This window comes from uncultured Gulosibacter sp., from assembly GCF_963509965.1.
Classification (GTDB): Bacteria; Actinomycetota; Actinomycetes; order Actinomycetales; family Microbacteriaceae; genus Gulosibacter.
Genome location: NZ_CAUPDE010000009.1, coordinates 15,521 through 35,203, shown reverse-complemented (window position 1 = coordinate 35,203; position 19,683 = coordinate 15,521). Strand labels below are relative to the sequence as shown.

Annotated in this window: 28 protein-coding genes, 1 tRNA gene and 1 pseudogene; all 30 read left to right on the top strand. The window is 60.6% G+C overall.

Annotated features, from left to right (window positions below):
* Nucleotides 1–24 precede the first annotated feature (24 nt).
* The 30 genes and pseudogenes from RQ865_RS06920 to RQ865_RS06775 all read left to right on the top strand — a co-directional run bounded on the left by RQ865_RS06920 (nucleotide 25) and on the right by RQ865_RS06775 (nucleotide 19,680).
* Nucleotides 25–249 carry a hypothetical protein gene (locus RQ865_RS06920; RefSeq protein WP_311478423.1) on the top strand — a complete coding sequence of 75 codons (225 nt, stop codon included), beginning with the start codon at nucleotides 25–27 and terminating at the stop codon, nucleotides 247–249.
* An 8-nt stretch (nucleotides 250–257) separates the two neighbouring features.
* A complete protein-coding gene (locus RQ865_RS06915; protein ID WP_311478422.1) occupies nucleotides 258–458 on the top strand; it encodes a hypothetical protein in 201 nt (66 codons plus the stop codon).
* Nucleotides 459–666: 208 nt separating this feature from the next.
* Nucleotides 667–1,623 carry a YqaJ viral recombinase family protein gene (locus RQ865_RS06910; protein WP_311478421.1) on the top strand — a complete coding sequence of 319 codons (957 nt, stop codon included), beginning with the start codon at nucleotides 667–669 and terminating at the stop codon, nucleotides 1,621–1,623.
* Between the two features lie 263 nt (nucleotides 1,624–1,886).
* Nucleotides 1,887–2,309, top strand: coding sequence for a hypothetical protein (locus RQ865_RS06905; RefSeq protein WP_311478420.1), 423 nt, complete (start codon nucleotides 1,887–1,889; stop codon nucleotides 2,307–2,309).
* Nucleotides 2,310–2,314: 5 nt separating this feature from the next.
* Nucleotides 2,315–2,758, top strand: a complete 444-nt coding sequence (locus tag RQ865_RS06900) for a hypothetical protein (protein WP_311478419.1) — start codon at nucleotides 2,315–2,317, stop codon at nucleotides 2,756–2,758.
* On the top strand, nucleotides 2,755–2,973 hold the full coding sequence (locus RQ865_RS06895; protein WP_311478418.1) for a hypothetical protein: 219 nt from the start codon (nucleotides 2,755–2,757) through the stop codon (nucleotides 2,971–2,973). The genes RQ865_RS06900 and RQ865_RS06895 overlap by 4 nt, the downstream gene beginning before the upstream one ends.
* A gap of 776 nt (nucleotides 2,974–3,749) precedes the next feature.
* Nucleotides 3,750–4,337, top strand: coding sequence for a hypothetical protein (locus RQ865_RS06890; protein WP_311478417.1), 588 nt, complete (start codon nucleotides 3,750–3,752; stop codon nucleotides 4,335–4,337).
* Nucleotides 4,315–4,638, top strand: a complete 324-nt coding sequence (locus tag RQ865_RS06885) for a hypothetical protein (RefSeq protein ID WP_311478416.1) — start codon at nucleotides 4,315–4,317, stop codon at nucleotides 4,636–4,638. The genes RQ865_RS06890 and RQ865_RS06885 overlap by 23 nt, the downstream gene beginning before the upstream one ends.
* Before the next feature lie 2 nt (nucleotides 4,639–4,640).
* Nucleotides 4,641–5,135: a single-stranded DNA-binding protein gene (locus RQ865_RS06880; protein ID WP_311478415.1), complete on the top strand. Its 495-nt coding sequence runs from the start codon at nucleotides 4,641–4,643 to the stop codon at nucleotides 5,133–5,135.
* 29 nt (nucleotides 5,136–5,164) lie between these two features.
* Nucleotides 5,165–5,884 (top strand): hypothetical protein, encoded by a 720-nt coding sequence (locus RQ865_RS06875; protein WP_311478414.1) that lies wholly within the window; start codon nucleotides 5,165–5,167, stop codon nucleotides 5,882–5,884.
* A complete protein-coding gene (locus RQ865_RS06870; RefSeq protein ID WP_311478413.1) occupies nucleotides 5,877–6,098 on the top strand; it encodes a hypothetical protein in 222 nt (73 codons plus the stop codon). The genes RQ865_RS06875 and RQ865_RS06870 overlap by 8 nt, the downstream gene beginning before the upstream one ends.
* 12 nt (nucleotides 6,099–6,110) lie before the next feature.
* Complete coding sequence (locus RQ865_RS06865; RefSeq protein WP_311478412.1) at nucleotides 6,111–6,767, top strand: hypothetical protein; 657 nt, start codon at nucleotides 6,111–6,113, stop codon at nucleotides 6,765–6,767.
* Nucleotides 6,764–7,468, top strand: coding sequence for a hypothetical protein (locus tag RQ865_RS06860; protein WP_311478411.1), 705 nt, complete (start codon nucleotides 6,764–6,766; stop codon nucleotides 7,466–7,468). The genes RQ865_RS06865 and RQ865_RS06860 overlap by 4 nt, the downstream gene beginning before the upstream one ends.
* Nucleotides 7,458–7,637 (top strand): hypothetical protein, encoded by a 180-nt coding sequence (locus RQ865_RS06855; RefSeq protein ID WP_311478410.1) that lies wholly within the window; start codon nucleotides 7,458–7,460, stop codon nucleotides 7,635–7,637. The genes RQ865_RS06860 and RQ865_RS06855 overlap by 11 nt, the downstream gene beginning before the upstream one ends.
* Nucleotides 7,638–7,652: 15 nt before the next feature.
* A complete protein-coding gene (locus tag RQ865_RS06850; protein ID WP_311478409.1) occupies nucleotides 7,653–8,486 on the top strand; it encodes a hypothetical protein in 834 nt (277 codons plus the stop codon).
* Between the two features lie 64 nt (nucleotides 8,487–8,550).
* Nucleotides 8,551–8,619, top strand: a tRNA-Trp gene (locus RQ865_RS06845).
* A gap of 786 nt (nucleotides 8,620–9,405) precedes the next feature.
* The gene (locus RQ865_RS06840) at nucleotides 9,406–9,780 is read left to right on the top strand and encodes a hypothetical protein (RefSeq protein WP_311478407.1); all 375 of its coding nucleotides are present in this window, start codon (nucleotides 9,406–9,408) and stop codon (nucleotides 9,778–9,780) included.
* A 9-nt stretch (nucleotides 9,781–9,789) separates the two neighbouring features.
* Entirely contained in the window at nucleotides 9,790–11,382 is a 1,593-nt protein-coding gene (locus RQ865_RS06835; protein ID WP_311478406.1) for a hypothetical protein, read from the top strand.
* A gap of 11 nt (nucleotides 11,383–11,393) precedes the next feature.
* Nucleotides 11,394–12,863 carry a phage portal protein gene (locus RQ865_RS06830; RefSeq protein ID WP_311478405.1) on the top strand — a complete coding sequence of 490 codons (1,470 nt, stop codon included), beginning with the start codon at nucleotides 11,394–11,396 and terminating at the stop codon, nucleotides 12,861–12,863.
* Nucleotides 12,808–14,655, top strand: coding sequence for a hypothetical protein (locus RQ865_RS06825; RefSeq protein ID WP_311478403.1), 1,848 nt, complete (start codon nucleotides 12,808–12,810; stop codon nucleotides 14,653–14,655). The genes RQ865_RS06830 and RQ865_RS06825 overlap by 56 nt, the downstream gene beginning before the upstream one ends.
* Before the next feature lie 3 nt (nucleotides 14,656–14,658).
* On the top strand, nucleotides 14,659–14,943 hold the full coding sequence (locus tag RQ865_RS06820; protein WP_311478401.1) for a hypothetical protein: 285 nt from the start codon (nucleotides 14,659–14,661) through the stop codon (nucleotides 14,941–14,943).
* 72 nt (nucleotides 14,944–15,015) lie between these two features.
* A complete protein-coding gene (locus tag RQ865_RS06815) occupies nucleotides 15,016–15,516 on the top strand; it encodes a hypothetical protein (protein WP_311478399.1) in 501 nt (166 codons plus the stop codon).
* Nucleotides 15,517–15,543: 27 nt separating this feature from the next.
* Nucleotides 15,544–16,506: pseudogene (locus tag RQ865_RS06810) on the top strand (phage major capsid protein); the annotation flags it as partial.
* Between the two features lie 145 nt (nucleotides 16,507–16,651).
* Nucleotides 16,652–17,209: a hypothetical protein gene (locus RQ865_RS06805; RefSeq protein WP_311478398.1), complete on the top strand. Its 558-nt coding sequence runs from the start codon at nucleotides 16,652–16,654 to the stop codon at nucleotides 17,207–17,209.
* A complete protein-coding gene (locus RQ865_RS06800) occupies nucleotides 17,206–17,589 on the top strand; it encodes a DUF6093 family protein (RefSeq protein WP_311478397.1) in 384 nt (127 codons plus the stop codon). The genes RQ865_RS06805 and RQ865_RS06800 overlap by 4 nt, the downstream gene beginning before the upstream one ends.
* A gap of 95 nt (nucleotides 17,590–17,684) precedes the next feature.
* Nucleotides 17,685–17,975 carry a hypothetical protein gene (locus tag RQ865_RS06795; RefSeq protein ID WP_311478395.1) on the top strand — a complete coding sequence of 97 codons (291 nt, stop codon included), beginning with the start codon at nucleotides 17,685–17,687 and terminating at the stop codon, nucleotides 17,973–17,975.
* Nucleotides 17,972–18,370, top strand: a complete 399-nt coding sequence (locus RQ865_RS06790) for a hypothetical protein (protein ID WP_311478393.1) — start codon at nucleotides 17,972–17,974, stop codon at nucleotides 18,368–18,370. The genes RQ865_RS06795 and RQ865_RS06790 overlap by 4 nt, the downstream gene beginning before the upstream one ends.
* A gap of 10 nt (nucleotides 18,371–18,380) precedes the next feature.
* Nucleotides 18,381–18,545 (top strand): hypothetical protein, encoded by a 165-nt coding sequence (locus RQ865_RS06785; protein ID WP_311478392.1) that lies wholly within the window; start codon nucleotides 18,381–18,383, stop codon nucleotides 18,543–18,545.
* Entirely contained in the window at nucleotides 18,545–19,072 is a 528-nt protein-coding gene (locus RQ865_RS06780; RefSeq protein WP_311478390.1) for a hypothetical protein, read from the top strand. Before RQ865_RS06785 ends, RQ865_RS06780 begins: the two co-directional genes overlap by 1 nt.
* A gap of 74 nt (nucleotides 19,073–19,146) precedes the next feature.
* Nucleotides 19,147–19,680 carry a hypothetical protein gene (locus RQ865_RS06775; protein WP_311478388.1) on the top strand — a complete coding sequence of 178 codons (534 nt, stop codon included), beginning with the start codon at nucleotides 19,147–19,149 and terminating at the stop codon, nucleotides 19,678–19,680.
* Nucleotides 19,681–19,683 lie beyond the last annotated feature (3 nt).

Here is a 19,683-nt window from a genome sequence, read left to right as displayed (position 1 = left end):
GGGCAAAACAAACGGGGAGGGCAGATGAACCTCCCGGCTGAACAGCAGTACCTCACTGACGAGCAACTCGCTGAACGCATCCCGGCCATGACCACGAGCTGGTTAAAGAGTGCGGCTGGGCGGCGTGGTAAGGGGCCGCGATTCACGGTTGTGAACCGGCAGCGGCTCTATTGCTGGGCCGACGTGTGCGACTGGCTCCGTAGCCAGGCAACTGACCAGACCGACCGGTTCGGCGAGCGAACTGTTTAGGGGTAGTGATGACTCGTATTGATTGGTTTTGGGGCGCGCTCGCGCTCGCGTCCACGATCTTTGGGCTGACCTGTCTGTGGGTGAATCCCAGCAACCCCGCGCTGGTGCTCCTATCGATCGCGGGTCTCGCGTGGCTGATTTACCACGAGGACGCGCTCGACGAACTCATGCACGGCGAGGACTCTGACAGGGAGGGCACCGCCAAATGATCGTGCCAACTTACATGCATCAGATCGAGCCAGACAAAGCAGGACGGCCGCTTTACAAACTCGACGCGGCCCACGTACTCGCTGGCTACGACTTCCCAATCTCGGGAGACCGTATCGCGCGGTTCAGGGCCACGCACCAAGACTTCACACCACCACCTGTCCACGACGAGCTGGACATTCTCGAATATTTCAAGACAAGAGGCAACGCATGATCACCGGACAAATCATCGTCGACGCTGACGCGCCACGAGAAGACTGGATCACCGCCCGCTCAGAGGGCGTTACCGCATCCGAAGCACACGCCATCGCTACCGGCGGGCGTAAAGCCTGGGCCAAGATCCTCGACGACAAACTCAACGGATCAACCTTCCGGGGGAACAAGCACACCCGGCGCGGCAACGAACGCGAAGCGATCCTCATCGACTTCGCAGCCACTATCGATCCGTCAATCGAGCCGAACTCGGCACTGTGGGCCGACGCACACGACACCCGGTTTCGGGCCACACCAGACGGTATCGGCGACGACGTGGTAGCGGAAGTCAAATCACACGCGCACGGCCACGACCTCGGCATGATCCCTCCCGAGCATCGATCACAGATGCAATGGCAAATGCTCGTCACCGGGGCATCACGCGCGCTGTATGTGCGGGAAGTGATGGACAAGGACGGGCAAGGACCCCTTACCGACCCGGATTGGCAGTGGGTGGAGCGCGACGAAGAACATATCGCTTGGCTGCACGACCGAGCGCTCGAGTTTCTGGCGTGGTGGGATGCCGATTGCCCAGAGGCAGACGATCTTGACGCCGCCACCGAGAGTGCGCTCGCGCGCTGGATCGACGCGAAACGCGATCTCGACCCGATTGCGAAGATCGAAAAAACCGCGAAAGCGGAGCTGACGAAGCTGCTGAAGGCGCGTGCATATTCACGCTATGGCGTGCAGGTGCAGGGCGAGACTGGCGGCGCCACGCTGACGGCTGCGTCATGGGGACGCGTCCTGGACGAATCTCTGATTAGTGCCTCCCAGAAGGGTGCGCTGCGCGACCTCCGCCAGCAGGCGGGCCGTGCGTGTGCCGCTGTTGAGGATTTTGAGGAGCAGCTGCGCACTGAGTACGGCGTGGATCGCATGGTCGGGAATCAGTCACTGCGCCTGGTTGGGGGTGTGTGATGACTCAGGCAGCAACGTTGGCGGAGATCTCAGCGATCGTACTCGCGTCGGGGTATTGGGCGGGTGCTGGCGAGCCGGAGTTCTCGACTGATGGTAGTGAATGGTCGCCGGTGTTCATCCCGACTGCTCAGTGTCGGCATCCGGAGTTCGCGCGAGCATCAGTGCATCGCGTAGGCGCGGTAGCTCCGGTCACGGTCACAGTCTCGTGGGCGGAATCACTTCCTGAAGATCCTGCATGGCAGTTGGCGTGGTTTAAGCGGCCGATGGCCCTGTTTGGCGCCAGGGCACTGCGTGCCGCATACCGCCGCGCGTTTGGTGACGTTGTTGAGGTGGCGCCGAACCCGGCTGAGGGTGATGACGTACCAGACGCGGCATCGGTGGCGGAGCCTGTACCGGATTGGAGCGCACGCATCGCAGCTGCCGCCTCGTTGGAAGAGCTGGAGCAGCTTGGCAAGGAAATGAAGAAGCAGCGGGCGTTCACGACGGTCCTGAACCGCGAATGGAAGGCGCGTAAGGGCGAGCTCACTGAGATTGACGACAAGGTGAAGGACATCGCCGAGCGGGTCGCGGAACGCGACCTGGCAGACCGCATGACTGCGCTCGCTGACCGTGTGGCAGCGGATGAGCAGGCACGTCATTCACGGCCGACGCCGCTGGTCATGGCAAAGAAGTGGGGGAAGCAATGAATCAGATGATTGACCCGGCAACGGGTGAAGTGCTCGAGCGGCCACTTGAGGTGGTTGCCGTGGATATCGCAGCACTCGATGAACAGGAGCTCGCGCAACTGTTCCCGTCCCCGGTGCAAGCGGCCGGTGCGCTACTGAAGGCGCGCCAGGCGGTAGCTCGGGCACCGTATGCGCTGCGGCAGGCAAAGGACGCGTTGAAAGCTGCCGAGCGAGATCTCAAGATCGCCATCGCCAGAACGACGCTGGAACTTGCGGATCAGTATCCGAACCTTGCCGTGTCCGAACGGACACGACTTGCGGAAGCAGATACGAGGGTGATCGAAGCACGGGAAGCCCACGATGTGGCTTGGCTGGCCCTCGAGTATGCGAAGGACTGGAACACCGCGCTGGGGCGTGACGTGGAGTTGCTGCGCAGTGTGAACGCAAACATGCGAGCGGAGACGAAATGATGCTTGAAGAATTAGTGGAACGTGAGGGCCTCGACCCGGAGGGTGTGCAGCGCTACCTAAAGGAACTGACATTCGCTCATGAGCTTGGCCGTCGGGAAGACCCGACAGCCATCGTCAACGTGCGTCGGGCGTGGCCGTCACGGTTCCGCCAAGACAACGCTTACCAGCACGAGACGCACCGTGTCCGGTCTCTGCTCTCGGGGGTCGCGTCATGACCAAAGGCATTCCAGCTAACGTGCGCCAAATCGTGGAGCGCCGCTCACGGGGTATCTGCGAGGGCTGTAACGCAGCGGCAGCAACCGAGATGCACCATCGACTGTTTCGGTCGCGTGGCGGGGGCCACGAGGTCGCCAACCTCATCCACTTGTGCGGGTGGGGTAATCACACCGGCTGCCACGGCATCGCGCATTCCGGGAAACAGGGCGAAGCAAACGGATGGGCGCTGCCGTCATCCGTCGACCCCGCCGACGCTCCCGAAAACCGGCCGATCTGGGACGGCCTTGGTTGGTGGCGACTTGGCCAAGACGGCAGCAAGACACCATGCAAGGAGAACAACCGATGAGCGAGATGCCGAAGTACGCGACAACCTACGTCACGTATTACCGGAACGTGTTCGGCCCAGGCCGGGGCGTGCTCAAGGTGGGCCGTGCATGGCGACAGCACCGCATTTGGCTTCAGGTGCGCTATGGCGCGCACCTCATCCTGGACGTACGCGGCACTGACGCTACCTGGGAACGTGAGGCACTGCGTGAGCTGGCGGTGTGGTTCCCGAAAGCATTCCGACATGAGAACGACGCCTACGGGATTCTGCCGTTGGGCAGGGGTTGGACAGAGTGCTTCATCGTCGATGAATACGACTTGAACTTCGCTGTCGACCGAATCATCGATGGCTTCGCGAAAGGGAATGATCGCTGTGTCACGGCGTCCGAGACAGAGAGCAATATCGGCGCAGGATCTCGCGTCACCAGAGTTCCTGAGGATCCCGCACGAGGTGAAACCGACAGCGATCGGCCTGTGGGTGCACACCGACCCGTGGGGGAGACGAGCGATGATCCCGGAACTGATCGCGGCGGATGTGTACCCGGGCGAAGCAGCGACGGATCGGATACTCGAGCACCTGCTGATCCTGGAAGAGTGCGGGTTCCTCAACCTGTACCAGGCAGACGACGCCGAGTGGCTACAACTCACCAGGCCACTCAAGACCGACCAGCGGGGCGCGGAAACGGATTGCCCGGCCCCACCACAACCAGATCGCGAAGTTTCACGAAAGTTCATGGCTGTGGGGAGAGCGGGCGAGCGAGCGCGAGAGCAGATGCGGGAAGAGCAGCGAGTGCGGGATGCGCGGTGGGAGCGAGAGCGCGAGCCAGAGCGAGCGGTGATGCCCGAACGTCCGCTGTTGCTGAATGCCCCGCCGATTGGGTGTCGAGAGCATCCGAACGGGCACGACAAAGCTTGCGGGCCTTGCAGGGACGCTCGCCTCAACCGGGATCTGTGGATCGAAGAGCGGGTGTACGAACGCAAACTGACCGACTTCTACGAGCAGGAGGGGGTGTCGTATGTCGATGAAGAACCATTCTGAGCTGATGACGGTACCGGTGACGATGCCATCGAAGGTGTGGGGGAAGCTGGCCAGGATCGCTGACCGTGACGGCTGCAAGGTGCGGGATCTGGTGGCGACGGCGGTGAAACGCATCATCGACGCCGATGGTGTGTGTGCCGAGGATGAGGCGTATCGGCGTGCGATTGACGCGGTTACTCGTGGCTGGGACGACCTGACAATCGCAGAGCAGTTGCGGGTGCCGCGTGTGAATGTGCGTGCGTGGCGGGAGCAGGCAGGAATGAAAGCGTGCCCACCGGGGTACGGGGAAGGACCGATTTAGGGATGGCTGGAGAAACGAATCTGACGCTGGTGGGGAACCTCACTGCGGATCCGGAGTTGAGGTATACGCCGAATGGTGTGGCGGTCGCGAACTTCACTGTCGCGTCGACGTCTCGGGTGTTTGATCGGCAAGCAGGTGAGTGGCGTGATGGTGACGCGCTGTTTCTGCGCTGCACGGCGTGGCGTGAGTTTGCCGAGCACGTGGCCTCGAGCGTGCAGCGGGGAACCAGAGTGATCGTGCAGGGGCGGTTGAAGCAGCGCTCGTACGAGACCGAGCAGGGTGACAAGCGCACCGTGATCGAGCTGGAGGTGGAAGAGCTGGGCCCGTCGTTGCGATTCGCGACCGCGCAGGTCACGAAAACAACGGTGTCGGGCGGCCAGCAGCAGGTCACAGCACCGGCACAGCCGACACCGCAGCAGGGTCAGCAAACGCATTGGCCGACACAGCAACCGGCAGATAGCTGGGCACCTGGCGTTGAAGACGAACCACCGTTCTAGTCGACGATGATCGAGAAAGGGTCGAACAGATGACGTGGGAAGAAATCCAGGCCGACGAAGTAAAGGCCGGGGACTACATCGACATCAACGGCACGATGAGCAAGATGCTTGATCTAGAGCGTTTAGAAGAGTTGGCGAAGGCCGCCACACCCGGCCCCTGGGTAGCAGAATACGACGACGCAGACGACTGGTATTGCGTTACTGGTACCGGATACTTCGACGGCGGCAATTGGATGGTCTGCCCACACGTGGCGACGGTTGAGCGCGGCGGCGAAGCCGATGCCGAGTTCATTGTGGCCGCCAGGGCCGCGATCCCCGAACTGATCGAGCGCGTGCGAGCTCTCGAAGCCGCTGTGGCGTCAGCGCACATCGCAGCGATAGACGCGGCCCCCGCAGGCCTCACCGAGCGTCAAGCGGCTGCATGGCCCGGCGCGGTCGCAGAAGCACAGCGGAAGTTACGAGGAGTGCGACTGCACCTGGTGCGAACGCGAGCGAGAGGACGAAGGCCGATGAGTCATCGCTCCAGAGGAGAAGACACCGTGACCGAGTACACGCCGACGACGGGGCAGGTGCGACAGCTCTATGCGAACTCGATGGACCCGGAGGGGTTCGATCGGTGGCTCGCGCAGGTGAAAGCCAACGCATGGGACGAAGGTTATCTCGCCCACCGACAGGAAATGAACCGGGCCACCATCCTCGGCCTGAAGACCAGTATCTCCAACCCGCACCGGAAGGAGACCGATGAGTGAGGTATCGGGCTATCTCTACGCCCTGCGTGACGAGGCCGGGAAAGCCGCCGAGAACCTGCGCCGCTGGACGGCCTTGGTGGAGCGAGAGCTTGCTGAGGCGAAAGGCACGCTGGATCGGCTGGAGAGCATCGCGTCGAAGGCTGAGCTTGCGGCAGAGCTTGTCGCGGCCTCCGACCTTGAACCGAGCATGAGCAGCGACGTGCCGCCGTTCTAGGAGAAACGAATCATGAATCTAGACAACATTAAAGAACCCGCCAGCGAGTTCCGGCGCATCGTCACCGAGCTACGTGAAGACCAAACCGGGCCAGATATCGGGTGGACCCGCGCGCCACGCTTCTACCAGATCATGCGCGATGTGTGGCGCCGCGACGACGAAGGCGAACTTACATTCTGGGATGTAGATAGCGGGCCTTATGATCGGCACTGGGTAGACGAGCACTACGACCTCAGTACCGATATCAACGCGCTCGACGATTACGAGCTGGAGGAGCTAGTAGAGCGCGAAACTGATCTGTTTGTGTGTCGCATGAGTCGGCACCGCGAACCGGACGAGGACCTGGTGTTTCTCACGAGGAAAGCGGCAGACCGAGAGCTTCAGTATCGGCCACGGCGCGGGGAGAACGCATGTTCGTATTCAAACTATGTGTGGCATTCGCCTGACCTTGAAAACCTCATTGTTCTCTTATGTTCGCTTGATCTTGACAGGTCTGTGTTGCGATTCAAGGGGGAAACCAACCCGGGTAATGATGCAGGGGAACGCACGCCGGTCACAGTGACCGACGAAATGGTTGAGCGTGCGATGGACGTTCTCTGTCCGTGCACTTGCCACCGCGCGCTTTCTTATTGCGAGTGCGGAGAGGTCGAGAAAGGTTCGAGCAAATGACGTGGAAAGAAATCCTGCCCGGCGACGCCAAGCCCGGCGATTACATCGACATTAACGGCGTGCATACCCGGATCGTGGAAATGGGGCTTTTTCAGATTAGCTTTGAAGCCGCAGGCACGATCAAAAGCATCGACCGGGAGGTTGCAGAGAAAATAGGTGTGAGGTTCGCACGCGAAATCGAAGACCATCCGCACGGACTAATCCCGACCGAGGACGGGGTAGTAATCCGTATTCCAGGACTCTCGGTAATTGTGGCGGAGTACGACTACAACACCGATTTGTGGTTCCGGACAAGCGACATGTCACCGAATGCGATAGGCACTGGCGATCTTCAAGAACATGCCGATGAGCGCGGTTTCGAGGTGTTGTGGCCAAAACCGGAGGTAGAGATTACCGACGAAATGATCGACCGCGCAGCACGGGCACTGAGCTACGAGATGACCGTGGAGAAGTGGGACGACCTCACAACGTGGGAAATCAACCGATTCCTGAAGGGTGCAATGGTGGCATTGGAGGCAGCGCTGGGGGAACACATTTGCCACCAGCCGTCGGGCTATAAATGCATCCACTGTGGTGCACCGGCTGGGACATTGTGGGGCCGGTATTGGTGCCCGGATTGTGACTCGATGCGCCTTGCAGTCCTAAATAAACAATTCTTTGAGTTCCAAGCGGCACTAAGGGGTGAGCAGAATGATGAATGAAGCCACTATTGGGCGATTTACCTGGGACGGCATCGAGTACGAGATTGACTGGCCTTTTGATTTTGAGGACGAGACTGTGCGCTCCGGCTTTGGGGCGATCTATCGGGACGGCGACCAGAGCTGTTACTGCCACATGAAATACACCAAACAAACCAGCGGGCGGGAGTAAGCAGTGTCGTTACCGGTGCATCGTTATGAGGAAGCGCTGGCTGAGCTGCCGGACTTGCTGGAGCATCTCGCGCACCTGGTGGTGCCGGGCGTGCACATGGGAGATGGCCAGCCGAGGGCGCGGGATTTGACCCCGGCACCTGCCCGGCTTAACCCGATGGATCAGATCGACTTCTCTTTCGCTGAACTGTGGAAGATGGAGGACTATTTCAGAGAGCGACTCCCACGCTTCGGGTTCGCGGACACATCACATATGGTGCGGTGCGCCTCTAATGGTGAGCCAGTGGGCGTAGCCAGCGTGGTCGCTGACACATCGGAGACTCTACGTAAGTGGACGGTGAGTCTAACCGGCAGGCTCCGAGCATGGTGGCCGGACGTCGTTGCGCATGAAGCATTCCCGGTGTATCGAGACCTCATGGACGTGTGGCTGATCCGACCACTGCGGGCATGGCCACTCGAGGGACGCGCACCGGTACCGGCTCGGCCCCGCACCTGCCCTGAGTGCGGCGGCGAGGTCTGGGCTGACCTACAGCTTCACGGGGCACGCTGTGACTCTTGCCGCTGGCAGCAGACGGTGCCGCAGTGGATACCGATTCGGGATGCAGCGGAACGGGTCGGCAGGGATGTACGGCAACTTGAGCGGTGGATCGCAGATGACGGTATCGAGATGCGCAAAGTAAAAGGCCGCCGGTATGTGGAGCTTCATGAGTGCATGGAGTGGCGAGACTTCCTCGCCGCGAGGCGTGCCCGCAATCTGCCAGCCCTGCGCGACCACCACATGACCGTGCAGAAACAACCGAATGGTGACTGGGAAGTGACACTGGCCCCGAACGTCGCAGTCGTGTGTTAGGCTGAGCCTGCGCAATAACTGTGCCCCGGAGAAACAATCTTCGGGGCACAGTCGGTTTCCAATCGTCGTCGAGCACAGGGTGCAGGCCGGTCTCCAAAACCGGAAGGGTGGGGTTCGATACCTCACGGCGGCGCAATGCTGGCATGCCCCACGCCACAGGCCTGGGAGTCATAGCTATGCCATGCCAGCAGAAGCCCAGGCCCGGCGACGCTATCAGCGGATCGGTGCAGGAACGGTGACCACACCGATCGGTAAGAGCCCGGTGAAGGGGCCGCCTGGCAAAACTCCATGGGCACCACACAACCGGGAGGAACCGGCATGACCAGGCTACGGGTATGCAACGTCCCAGACTGCCCAGAGATCACCACCTCCACCAGGTGCCAAACCCACACCAAACAAGCCGACCGGGCACGAGGCACAGCCGCCACACGCGGCTACAACAACAAACACCACAAAGCATTCCGAACCGCAGTCCTCGAACGAGACCAAATCTGCACAGTCTGCCAACTCGCACCAGCAACCATCGCCGACCACCATCCACACAGCAGACGAGACCTCGAACAGCTCGGACTCAACCCCAACGACCCACAACACGGTCGAGGCTTGTGCCACAACTGCCACAGCAAAGAAACCGCAACCAACCAACCCGGCGGCTGGCACCGCATCGACCAGTAAGGGTGGGGGTACACCCCGACAACACCAAGGCTCCAGTACCGCCGGGGAGGGCGATTTTTGGTTTGTCAGGTTCAAAGGGTTGCAAGTTTAAGTATTTGGAGGGGTTATGGGGTCAGGTGGTGCGCGGTTTCGGTCTGGCCCGGCTCCGGATCCGAATGCGTTGCGTCGGTTGCGGAAGGATGACGCTGCTGGGTGGGTGACGTTGCCTGCTCGGGGTCGTCCTGGCCGGGCGCCGAAGTGGCCGTTGCCGTCAGTTGCGGAAAAGCTTGCTGAGAACGGCGAGGTTGAGGTTGAGGGCCTGCCGACTGAGTGGATGTTGGAGCAGTGGCGGCGGCTGTGGAAGTTGCCGCAGGCGCATATGTGGGCGAAGTATTCGTTGCACGTGCAGGTGGCGCACTATCTGGTGGCGTTTCATGATTCGCTGTTGCCGGATGCGCCCGCTGCTGCGCGTGCTGAGGTGCGTCGTTTCGAGGAAGAGCTGGGCATTTCGCTTTCGGGGATGGCGCGGCATCGTTGGCGGTTTGCTGAGGATGAGGTGGGCGAGAAGCGGTCGTCGAAGAAGAAATCGGTTGAGCCTGCGCCGGGGTCGGTGCGTGCGCGGTTGTCAGCTGTCAACTAGGAGGCGAGCGTGGAGCGTGTTGATGTCCCGCTCTATGTCGCGTTGGAGTGGGTTGAAGCGCATTGTGTGATCACTTCGGGTGAGGGCGTGGTGCCGTTTCGGTTCACTGACGAGCAGCTTTCGTTCACTGCCGGGCATTACCTGGTTGCGGCTGGTGCGAAGCGGGGGATGCTTGCCCCGGCGTTTGTGCATCGACGGTCCCAGTTAGTGCGGGCGCAGAAGTGGGGCAAGTCGCCGTTGCAGGCCGCGCTGGTGTGCTTGGAGGCTGTCGGGCCTGCTGTGTTTGATGGGTGGGCCGTGGGCGGTGAGGTGTATGCCTGCGCGGACAATGGCTGCCCGTGTGGTTGGGAATACGTGTTTCAACCGGGGGAGCCGTTGGGTCGTCGGTGGACGGTTCCGATCATTCAGATCGTCGCGACCTCTGAGGGGCAAACCGACAACGTGTACGGGTTGTTGCGAGACATGATCAATCTGGGGCCGCTTGCGCGTGTGCTTCCGAAAACGGGTGAAGATGTTATTCGTATCCCGGATCATGGTGAAGCGCGGATCGAGCCGGTGTCAGCGAAAGCGCGGTCGCGGCTTGGTGCTCGTGTGACGTTCGCCGTGCTGGATGAAACCGGTGTCTGGGTAGGGACGGCCGGCCACGCGTTGGCGACGACGATTCGCCGTGGTTTGTCGGGTACGGGCGGTCGTGCGGTTGAGACCACGAATGCGTGGGACCCGTCGGAGGATTCGGTGGCACAGCGCACGTTCGAATCGACGGCGGCTGACGTGCAGCGTGATTTCCGTTCGCCACCGGTTGGGTTGTCGTGGGATGACGTAGATGAGCGGCGTCAGATCATTGAATGGAACTATGCGGGTGCACCGTGGGTGGATGTCGAAGCGATCCTGGCTGAGGCGGCCGAGCTGAGTGAGAAAAGCCCGGCCGAGGCCGAACGGTTCTACGGGAACCGGTTGGTGCAGGGCCTGGGTGCGTGGATGCCAATCGCTAAGTGGATTGCGCGGGCAACTGACGAGCCAGTCCCGGATGGTACACGGATTGTGCTCGGGTTTGACGGTTCAGAAGTGGACGACTTCACGGCGATCATCGCAGAAACGTTGGATGGGCATCAGTTCGTGCCGGTGTATCACGGTGGGCGGCGCACGATCTGGGACCCACGGGAATGGCCAGATGGTCGGGTTCCGCAGCAAGAGGTATGGGCAGCGTTCGAAGAGTTGTTTGAACGGTTCGAGGTGGTGCGCGCGTATTGCGACCCGCCATTTTGGGCGACATTGATTGACGAGCTTGCAGGTAGGTACCCCAAGCGTGTGTTCCGCTGGGAGACGTACCGGCCGGTGCAGATGCATTCAGCACTTGAACGGTATCGCGATGATGTGCTGCACGAAGGTTCAGCGTTTTCGCATTCCGGTGACAGCGAGTTGGAGTCGCATATCCGGAACGCGGTTGAGCTCGCGCGTCGCGGATCCCGGTATGTGCTGGGTAAAGCATCGCAGGCGCAGAAGATCGATGCTGCTATGGCTGCTGTGTTGGCGCATGAAGCCCGTGCGGACGCGGTAGCAGCTGGGCGTGAAGAGCAGATCAGTGACTACGTGTATTTCTAGAGGGGGTTCGTGTGGAAGCGAAAGAAGCGCTTGCGCTCACGAATCGGTTGTCGGAGCGGTTGTCGAAGCGGCGTGCGCAACTGCAGCTGTGGGAGGACTACTACCTCGGTAAGCAGCCGTTGACGTTCGCGACTCGTGAGTGGAAGAAAGCGAACGCGGCACGGTATTCCGGATTTGCGGATAACTGGTGTCGCCCCGTCGTGGATGCAGTTGGTGAGCGCATCCGCCATACGGGCATGAAAGCTGATGACCGTGAGCTGCAGCGCATGCTGTGGACTTGGTGGCAGCGGAACGATATGGAGGCGCAGTCTTCGCACGGGTTTCTCGCCACGCTGTACGGGGGTAGGTCATACGTTTCTGTCGATGGTGACAGTGACGGGAACCCGATCATGCAGTGGGAGCATGCCGGGCAGGTGGAGATCGAGTACGAGTGGGGCAACTTGCGGCGGCGTCGTGCCGCTCTGAAAGTGTGGGCCGAGGACGAGTTTGAGTTGGCGACGCTGTACACCCGTGACGAGGTGTGGCGGTGGCAGCGGCCACTATCTCGTGCGATTGGTGTGGGGTTGTCGCAGATCAAGGAAGCTCGACGCAGTGCGGGCACTGGCGCGTGGATGCCGCGCACGATGGATGGGCAGGCCTGGTATAGCCGAAACGTGATCGGTGACGTGCCGTTTGTGGAGATCCCGAACCGTCCGTTGCTGTTCGGTGAGCCTGTTTCGGAGATTACGCCGGTGGCGCCACTGCAGGATGCGATTAACTTGCTGTGGGCGTACTTGTTCTTGTCTGCGGACTATGCGTCGATGCCTGCACGTGTGGTCATGGGGCAGGGGCCGCCGAAGATTCCGCTTGTGGATGACTACGGCAACAAGATCGGTGAAAAGCTGATCGATATTCGCGATCTGCAAGAAAAGCGCTTGATGTACTTGCAGAATCCGAACGCGAAGATCGGGGCTTGGGAAGCGGCGAAGCTCGATGTGTTCACTGACGTGATCGAACAGGCGGTCGGGCACATCGCAGCGCAGACTCGCACGCCACCGACGTATCTAATCACTCGTACTGGCATGTCGAACGTGTCGAGCGAGGGCTTGAAGGCGTCGGAGATCGGGCTGGTGAAGAAGACGCTTGAGTTCCAAACATTCGCAACTCCTGCGATTCGCGAGATTTACCGGCTGGCGGCGCTCGTTGGTGGGTCAGCTGGGATGGCTGATGCGGTGATGGATGCGTCGGTGTCGTGGATGAACCCGGAGATCCGGTCGGAATCTCAGTTGGCGGACGCGCTGATGAAGAAGCGGTCGATGGGGTACCCGCTCGAGTACCTGCTCGAGCTGGATGGGCTGTCACCGGGTGAAGTGGATCGAGTGCTGAACATGGCGCGCCTTGAACAGGATGCAATGCCGTTCACGGCCGCCAAGCTGGAGGTACCGAGTGATTCCGAACGCGATTCGAGAGTTCGAGCAGCAACGGAAGGTGATCTCGGCTAGAGCCGGAGTCACCGCGCAACAGTTGTGGCGCAGGGTTGACCCGACACAGGTGGATGCATCCATGCAGGTGATCCGTCCGCATCTGGTGCGTGCGTTGCAAGGGTACCGGAGGCAAGCTGCCATAGCGGCAGCGGCGTATACACCAGCGCTACTTCACGAAACTCGGCTCGTGACCGAGCCGGTTGGTGAATTGAACCTTGAACGGTTCTTGGAGTACGCACCGGACGGCCGCACCGTTGACGGCCTGTATGAGCAGGCAGCGATTAGCGCGAAGGCCAGGATGGCGCGCGGCTTGATGCCGCAGCTGGCACTGCAACAGGTGGCGGCGTTGGTGTTGACGATGACACTCACCACGTTGTCGGACACGGTGCGCAGTGTCGTGGCTGCCGATATGACGCGGCGACCACAGGTGACTGGGTATGTGCGGCAGCTGGTGCCGCCGTCATGTTCGAGGTGCGTGATCCTTGCAGGGCGCTGGTATCGGTGGAACGAAGGATTCGAGCGGCATCCTGGCTGTGACTGCATCCACATCCCTGCTCGTGAAGATTGTGCTGGGGATTTGACGACTGACCCGTATGCGTATTTCAACAGCCTCACCGAAGAACAACAGGATCGGTTGTTCGGTAAGGCGGATGCGCAGGCGATCCGTGACGGTGCCGATATTTACCGGGTGGTGAATATTCGTGAACGTGGTCTTGCGACCGCGAAGGGTGCACGGAAGTTCGGTACCCCGCACCGGATGACCATCGACGATATCTATGAGCAAGCGAAGTCCCGTGATGACGCGATCCGGTTGATGCGGCAGGAGGGCTTCATCACTGGGCCGCAGGTGCGTGGCGGCAACATCCTCGGCAGGTTCTATGAGGGGTACGGAGAGCTCGGCAAAGGCGGTCGCGCTGCGGCGGCACGTGAAGCGGTGCTCGAGGCACGTCGGACGGGTGTTCGTGACCCGTTGAATCGGTACACGATGACATCCGCCGAGCGTCGGTATTACGACGCGAATTACCGTCTGAAGTATTACGAGCGGACTGGCAAGATCCCGGCAACGATTGGCCCGAACAGCGCCGATTTGGGGGTGAAGTTGCGTGCCCCGTCACCGGGTGAGGTGGATGCCTTGTATCGGCAGGTCGACCAGTTGAAGAACTTGGCCTTGCAGGCGTCGGCACCGCCCGGGCTGACCAGGCTCGTGCTGGCGTTGGATGACCTGTCGCTGGATGATTTGCGGCGGCTTGAGGTGGTCGCGCTGGCGAAGGGCGGTAAGCGTGCACAGGCGGCGGTTGGCCGAGGTAGTCGCGGAAGTCGCGGCGGCGCTCGTGGCGCGGCGCCGGGTGCCGGGCGCGGGGCTGGCCGGGGTTCTGGTGGTGGGAAGAAGCCACCATCGGGTGGCCGGGAGCGGTTCGAACCAGATGGCGACAAGTGGTGGCTGCACGATGACCGGGTGCCGAACATTGATGAGTTCTTGCTCGAAAAGATCATGTATGGCATCCCGGGTACGACTGTTGGTGGGCATGCGTATGGCATGACGCCACGAGGCAAACGCGGCACAAATACCGAGTTTCCAAGCTGGTGGAGCGAGCAGGACACGATAGACGCTTTCCACGCCGCACTTGATACGCTGGAGACAAGCATCTTGTCAGCTGGGAAGCCGGTATCCGCCGAGGCGACGCACTTGGGAGTCACAGTGAAGATCGAGTTCTTCCCCAATGCTCAACGAGTGGAGGAAACCGTGTCGTTTTACCCTGTATCGGGGAATGGCGTTCGGATTCTTCGTAACGGCAAGGTGGTGAGGTAGTCGATGAAGTTCACGATTGATAACGCAACGGACAGCCCTGAGATTAACCGGTTGGCGCAGTTTGTATTTGACGCTGTCAAGCCAGAAGGGCACCAGCGAGTCGTCATGCGAGTAGCACTCACTGGTGGTGAGACCCTTGGCCATAACGTATTCAGTGCCACAAATTTTGCTGAGCTTCACAGCGTAACTGTGCCCCGTGAGCTTGTGGCAGACGCTGTGAAATCTGCCGAAAGGTTTGGGGAGCCGGTACCTGACTACGCGATGCCGTTCGTCAAACCGTACATGTAATCGATCTCTTAGCTGAAGTGCCCGCCTTGTTGCGGGCACTTCCTGTTTTCCGTTGAGTTGAGGAGGCCCGCAATGGGAACTAATGAACAAGCAGCCGACCAGTCAGCACCAGCTGACTCGGCTGGCGCTGAGGCGCTGGGTGATCCAGGTAAGAAAGCGCTGGACGCGATGAAGCAGAAGTGGCACGAAGCGCGTGATGAGGCTGCTGCCCTGCGAGAGCAGGTGGCGGGGTTTGATGCCCAATTAGCGGCGGCGCGCACGGAGGCCGAGTCGAAGGCACGGTCGGTGCTTGCTGCTCAGAGTGTGCAGTACGCGGTGAAAGCGGCTGCGGCAGGCAAGCTGTCGCACCCGGAACTGGCAACGAAACTCATTGACCTGTCGACAATCGAGGTCAATGAGCAAGGCACGGTTGATGAATCAGCCGTTGCTACGGCAGTGAACAAGCTCGTGGAAGAGTTCCCGGAACTCGCGGCACGACGGTTCATTCCCGACCCTGACAAGGGGCAGCGGGGCGCAACGCCGCCGCCTGCACCTCCGACAATGAACGACATCCTGCGCGCAGCGCGCGGATAACCACAACATCAATCGTTTCGACGCTACCTATCGGGTGGCGTTTTTTGTTTGGAAGGAAACCAAATGGCTGATATCGCACGCGACGATGCGCTTGCCCTGCTGGCGCGTCAAGACATCAACGAAATCATTAAGGGCGGCACGCAAACCTCTGCAGCGCTGGCCTCGTTCCGCACGATCCAGATGACCGCCGGGACGGCCCGCATGCCGGTGCTGTCGGCGCTGCCAACCGCTGGCTGGGTAACCGAGTCTGCCACTGAAACAAGTGGCGTGAAGCCCACCAGCGAGGTCAAGTGGGACAGCAAGGAGCTCATCGCTGAAGAGCTCGCAGTGATCATCCCAGTACACGAGAACGTGCTGGATGACTCGAACTTCGACATCTGGGGCGAGGTGCGCCCGCTGGTGGCACAGGAGTTCGGTCGACTGCTCGACCTCGCAGTGTTCTTCGGTGAAGGCAAGCCCGCCACCTGGAAGGACCCGGCGCTCGTTCCCGGCGCAATCGCTGCCGGCAACACGTTCACCGCTGGAAGCGGTACCCCGAAGGACCTGGCTGAAGACCTGAACCAGACGTTCGGCAAGGTTGAAGAGGACGGGTTCGACGTGAATGCGGTGTACACAGGCCGCTTCCTGAAGCCGCAGCTGCGTGGCCTGCGCGACAGCAACGGCCAGCCGATCTACCTCACCGCGATCCGTGAGGATGGTGCCACTGAGTCGGTCTACGGTGAACGTCTGCACTACGTGGAGAACGGATCCTGGAAGCGTGATGTGGCAAGCGCACTCGTGGGTGACACGAGTAATGCCATCCTCGGTATCCGTCAGGACGTGCAGGTCAAGCTGCTCGACCAGGCAACGGTCGGAGGCATCAACCTCGCCGAGCGCGACATGGTGGCGCTGCGGTTCAAGTTCCGTGTCGGCTACGCGGTCGCGAACCCGATCCAAGTGGGTGTCGAAAACGGATTCCCGTTCGCTGCACTGGTGCCGGCTGATAGCTAATGCGAGAGTTCGTTTCACCGACTGGTGAGCGGCTCCAGATTCCACCCGAGGGCGAGCGGTCAATGCTTGCCCTCGGGTGGAAGCTGGTACCGCAACCGGAGGTTAAGAAGCCAGCGCGACGCAAGGCAACACGAAAGGAATAGCCATGTCGTTCGCTACCGTTGAGCAGCTGCAGCTGCGCATGAACACCACCTTCGATAACGACTCGGTGCCGCAGGTGGAAGCGCTGCTGGAGGACGCCACACAAGCAATCCGCGCCGATATCGGGCAGCATGTGGCACCGCGTCAAACCGCGACGTTCAGTGACTGGCCCGACTCGGAGGGCCGCGTGTACCTACCGCAAACTCCGGTTGTCGACGTGTCAGCGGTCACGGCAAAGGATATGCCGGTCGCGTTCACGCTGCGCGACAACTACGTGACTGTACCGGTCACCGAAAAAGTAACCGTGACGTTCACGTACGGGTTTGCAGAAGTGCCCCGCGACCTCGAGCACTGGACGTGTGTCCTCACTGCCACTGCTCTTGCAAACCTCGACCTTGGGGTCGGGCTTGCACCGGGTGGGCTGTCATCGGTAGCGATTGACGACTTTCGAGCATCGTGGGCGGACGGTGGCGACAAAGCCGGCATGACGCTGCCGGAACGGGTGGCGCAACAGCTGCGTGAACAGTACGGCGGCGGCACTGCGGTGGTGACAACGCGATGAACATACTCACCCGCGCAGCAAACTTCGGAGCCGAGTTCGCACGCATGCGAATGACGCAACAGTGTCGTGTCACCATGTTGGTGCTTGGCGAGTTCGACCATGACACCGGCGACTACGTTGATGACCCGGTGCTGCTTTATGAAGGGCCTTGCGAGCTGGTATCGCGACAGGCAGCCGCGAAGCACTCCAGCAGCGGTGAACGCGACATGGTGCTGTCACAGCCACAGCTGCGGATCCCAGCCGAAACACCCGGCGCGTTTCCACCTGGCTGTGAAGTTGTCGTTACCACCGCGAACGGGGACGTGCGGGCGCGCGTGATCGCTGAAGAACAGCGGCCACACCGTACCGCGCGCAGGTTCCAACTGGAGGTGCTCGAATGAGTGTGGAAGTAGACCTATCAGAGCTACGGACACTGCAGGAATCACTCGAGGGAGTGCCGTCCCGGGTAGCGCCAAAGGTGCGGAAGGCTATAGAAGTGACCGCGCGACACATCAAGGATGACGCGCGCAACATTTCACGTGCCCAAGTGGGGCGTCACGGCCGCCTGTACCCGTACACGATGGAGTACGACCTCAAAGACCAGGAAGACAGTGTGACCGCTGATATCGGGCCTAGGCCTGGTGGTCAGGGTGATCTGGCACCGATCTTTGAGACGGGGAACCCGTACTCGGGGCACAAACAATCGCTGGAGCCAGCATTGCTTGCGAACGTGGACGATTTCTACCGGGGCCTGCTGAAAGCGATCAGCGAGGTGGTGATCGAATGATCCACGCACTCGAGCAACTGACGGCACTGATCGCACCGAATCTCGGTGGCCGAGTGTATGTAGGGGAAGCGCCTCGCTCGGCAAAAGCACCGTATGTGGTGCTGTACCCGGAGCGCGATGCAGACGTACAGGAGCGGGTAACCGGGCCGTTTTCCAGCGAACAAATCGCCGTCACTGCCGTATCCGTGGGAGACACCCCGGAACAAGCGATGTGGTGTGACCAACACGTCGACCGCGCACTGCGGCCTCACGGACGCGGGGTCGTGCTCGTCACTGCGAACGCTCGAATCGACAATGTGCGGCGCCGAGCCAGCCAAGTGGGTGCCGATGATTCCGCGACGCGTAAATGGCGCGCCGCATCCGTATACACATTCCGTCAACAACCAATTAATTAAGGAGGCTGCCGTGGCGCAGTTCAACTACGGGAATGTAACCCCGAAACAGGTGAAAGTGAAGTCATCCTCCGGCCGCATCATCGAGGTTCCGGAACAGATCGTAGAAACGTTTGGGTATGAGCTTGTCGGCAAATCAAAACCGACCGCTGCTCCCACGAAGAAGGAGGCAAAGTAATGGCACTCAAACTGAATTGGAGCGGCGTAGATGGCGTCATCACTGACGGGAATCTCGCGGTCATGCTCATCCCTGAAGCAGAAGTAAAAGCGATCAGCGACATTACTCCGACGTTGCTGAACGGTGAGAAGGCGCTCGACATTACCTACGACATGGTGCCTGGGGGATTCCAGCACACGCCGGGTAATGAAGAGCTCACGCTGAACCGGCTAACGCTCGCCACTGAGCTGAAACGTGAGGGCAAGCAGACTGACACGGTCACGCTGCAGTATGCGTGGAACCCTGAAGTGTCGCAGGACGAGACACAGCTGGACACGGCACTTGTGAAGGGCGCGAAGTACTACATCGTGTCGCGTGCCGGTGTTGCGCATGATGAAACATTCGCAGCTGGCCAGGTGGTGAAAGTTATCCCGGTGCGGTGCGGCCGCAAAGCGGATGATGCACCGGAGACGGGCGCTGAGTTCACTCGGACGGTACAGATGCTGCCGTTCGGCACTGTTGTTGATGAGCACAAGCTCGCAGAGTAACGAGTAATTGAGCATGGAGCGGCCGGGCAATGCGTAAGCAACCGGCCGCTCCATGTTGCACACAATTCAGGAGCATGATGTCAACCCTTGCTGATTTTGTAGCCACTGCGTCCCGGCGACACAAAGACGTACGGATCGTTTTGGACGGTGAGCTTGCTGACGAACGAGCCGAACTGGTGAAAGCAGCGGTGGCAGCCGCAAATACTGCCTCGAAGCGTCTGGCTGGCAGTAACCGTGCGCAGGCGCAGGAAGCGCTCGACACCTGGGACAAGCAGCACGCCGACCGAGTACTGACGGTGCGCGTGAATCAGTGTTCACTGTCGCAGTGGCGGGAAATTCAGCGCCGTAACCCAGTGGCAGCAAACAAAGAGCACCGCGATCAGCTCGACGGTGTGAAGGGCTATGCGGTGATTCCGGCATCGCTGGACGCGATCGAGCAGCATGGCCAGATCATCATCGGCGACGAGGTTGAAAAGCCATCACCGGCAGAGTGGAAACAGTTGTGGGATGTGATCTCTCCGGGCGACGCGTACATGTTCGCGCTGGCCGTGATTCAGGTGATGGAAGAGACCACGGAACAGGCGTTCGGTGAGCTAGTAAAACGCTAATCG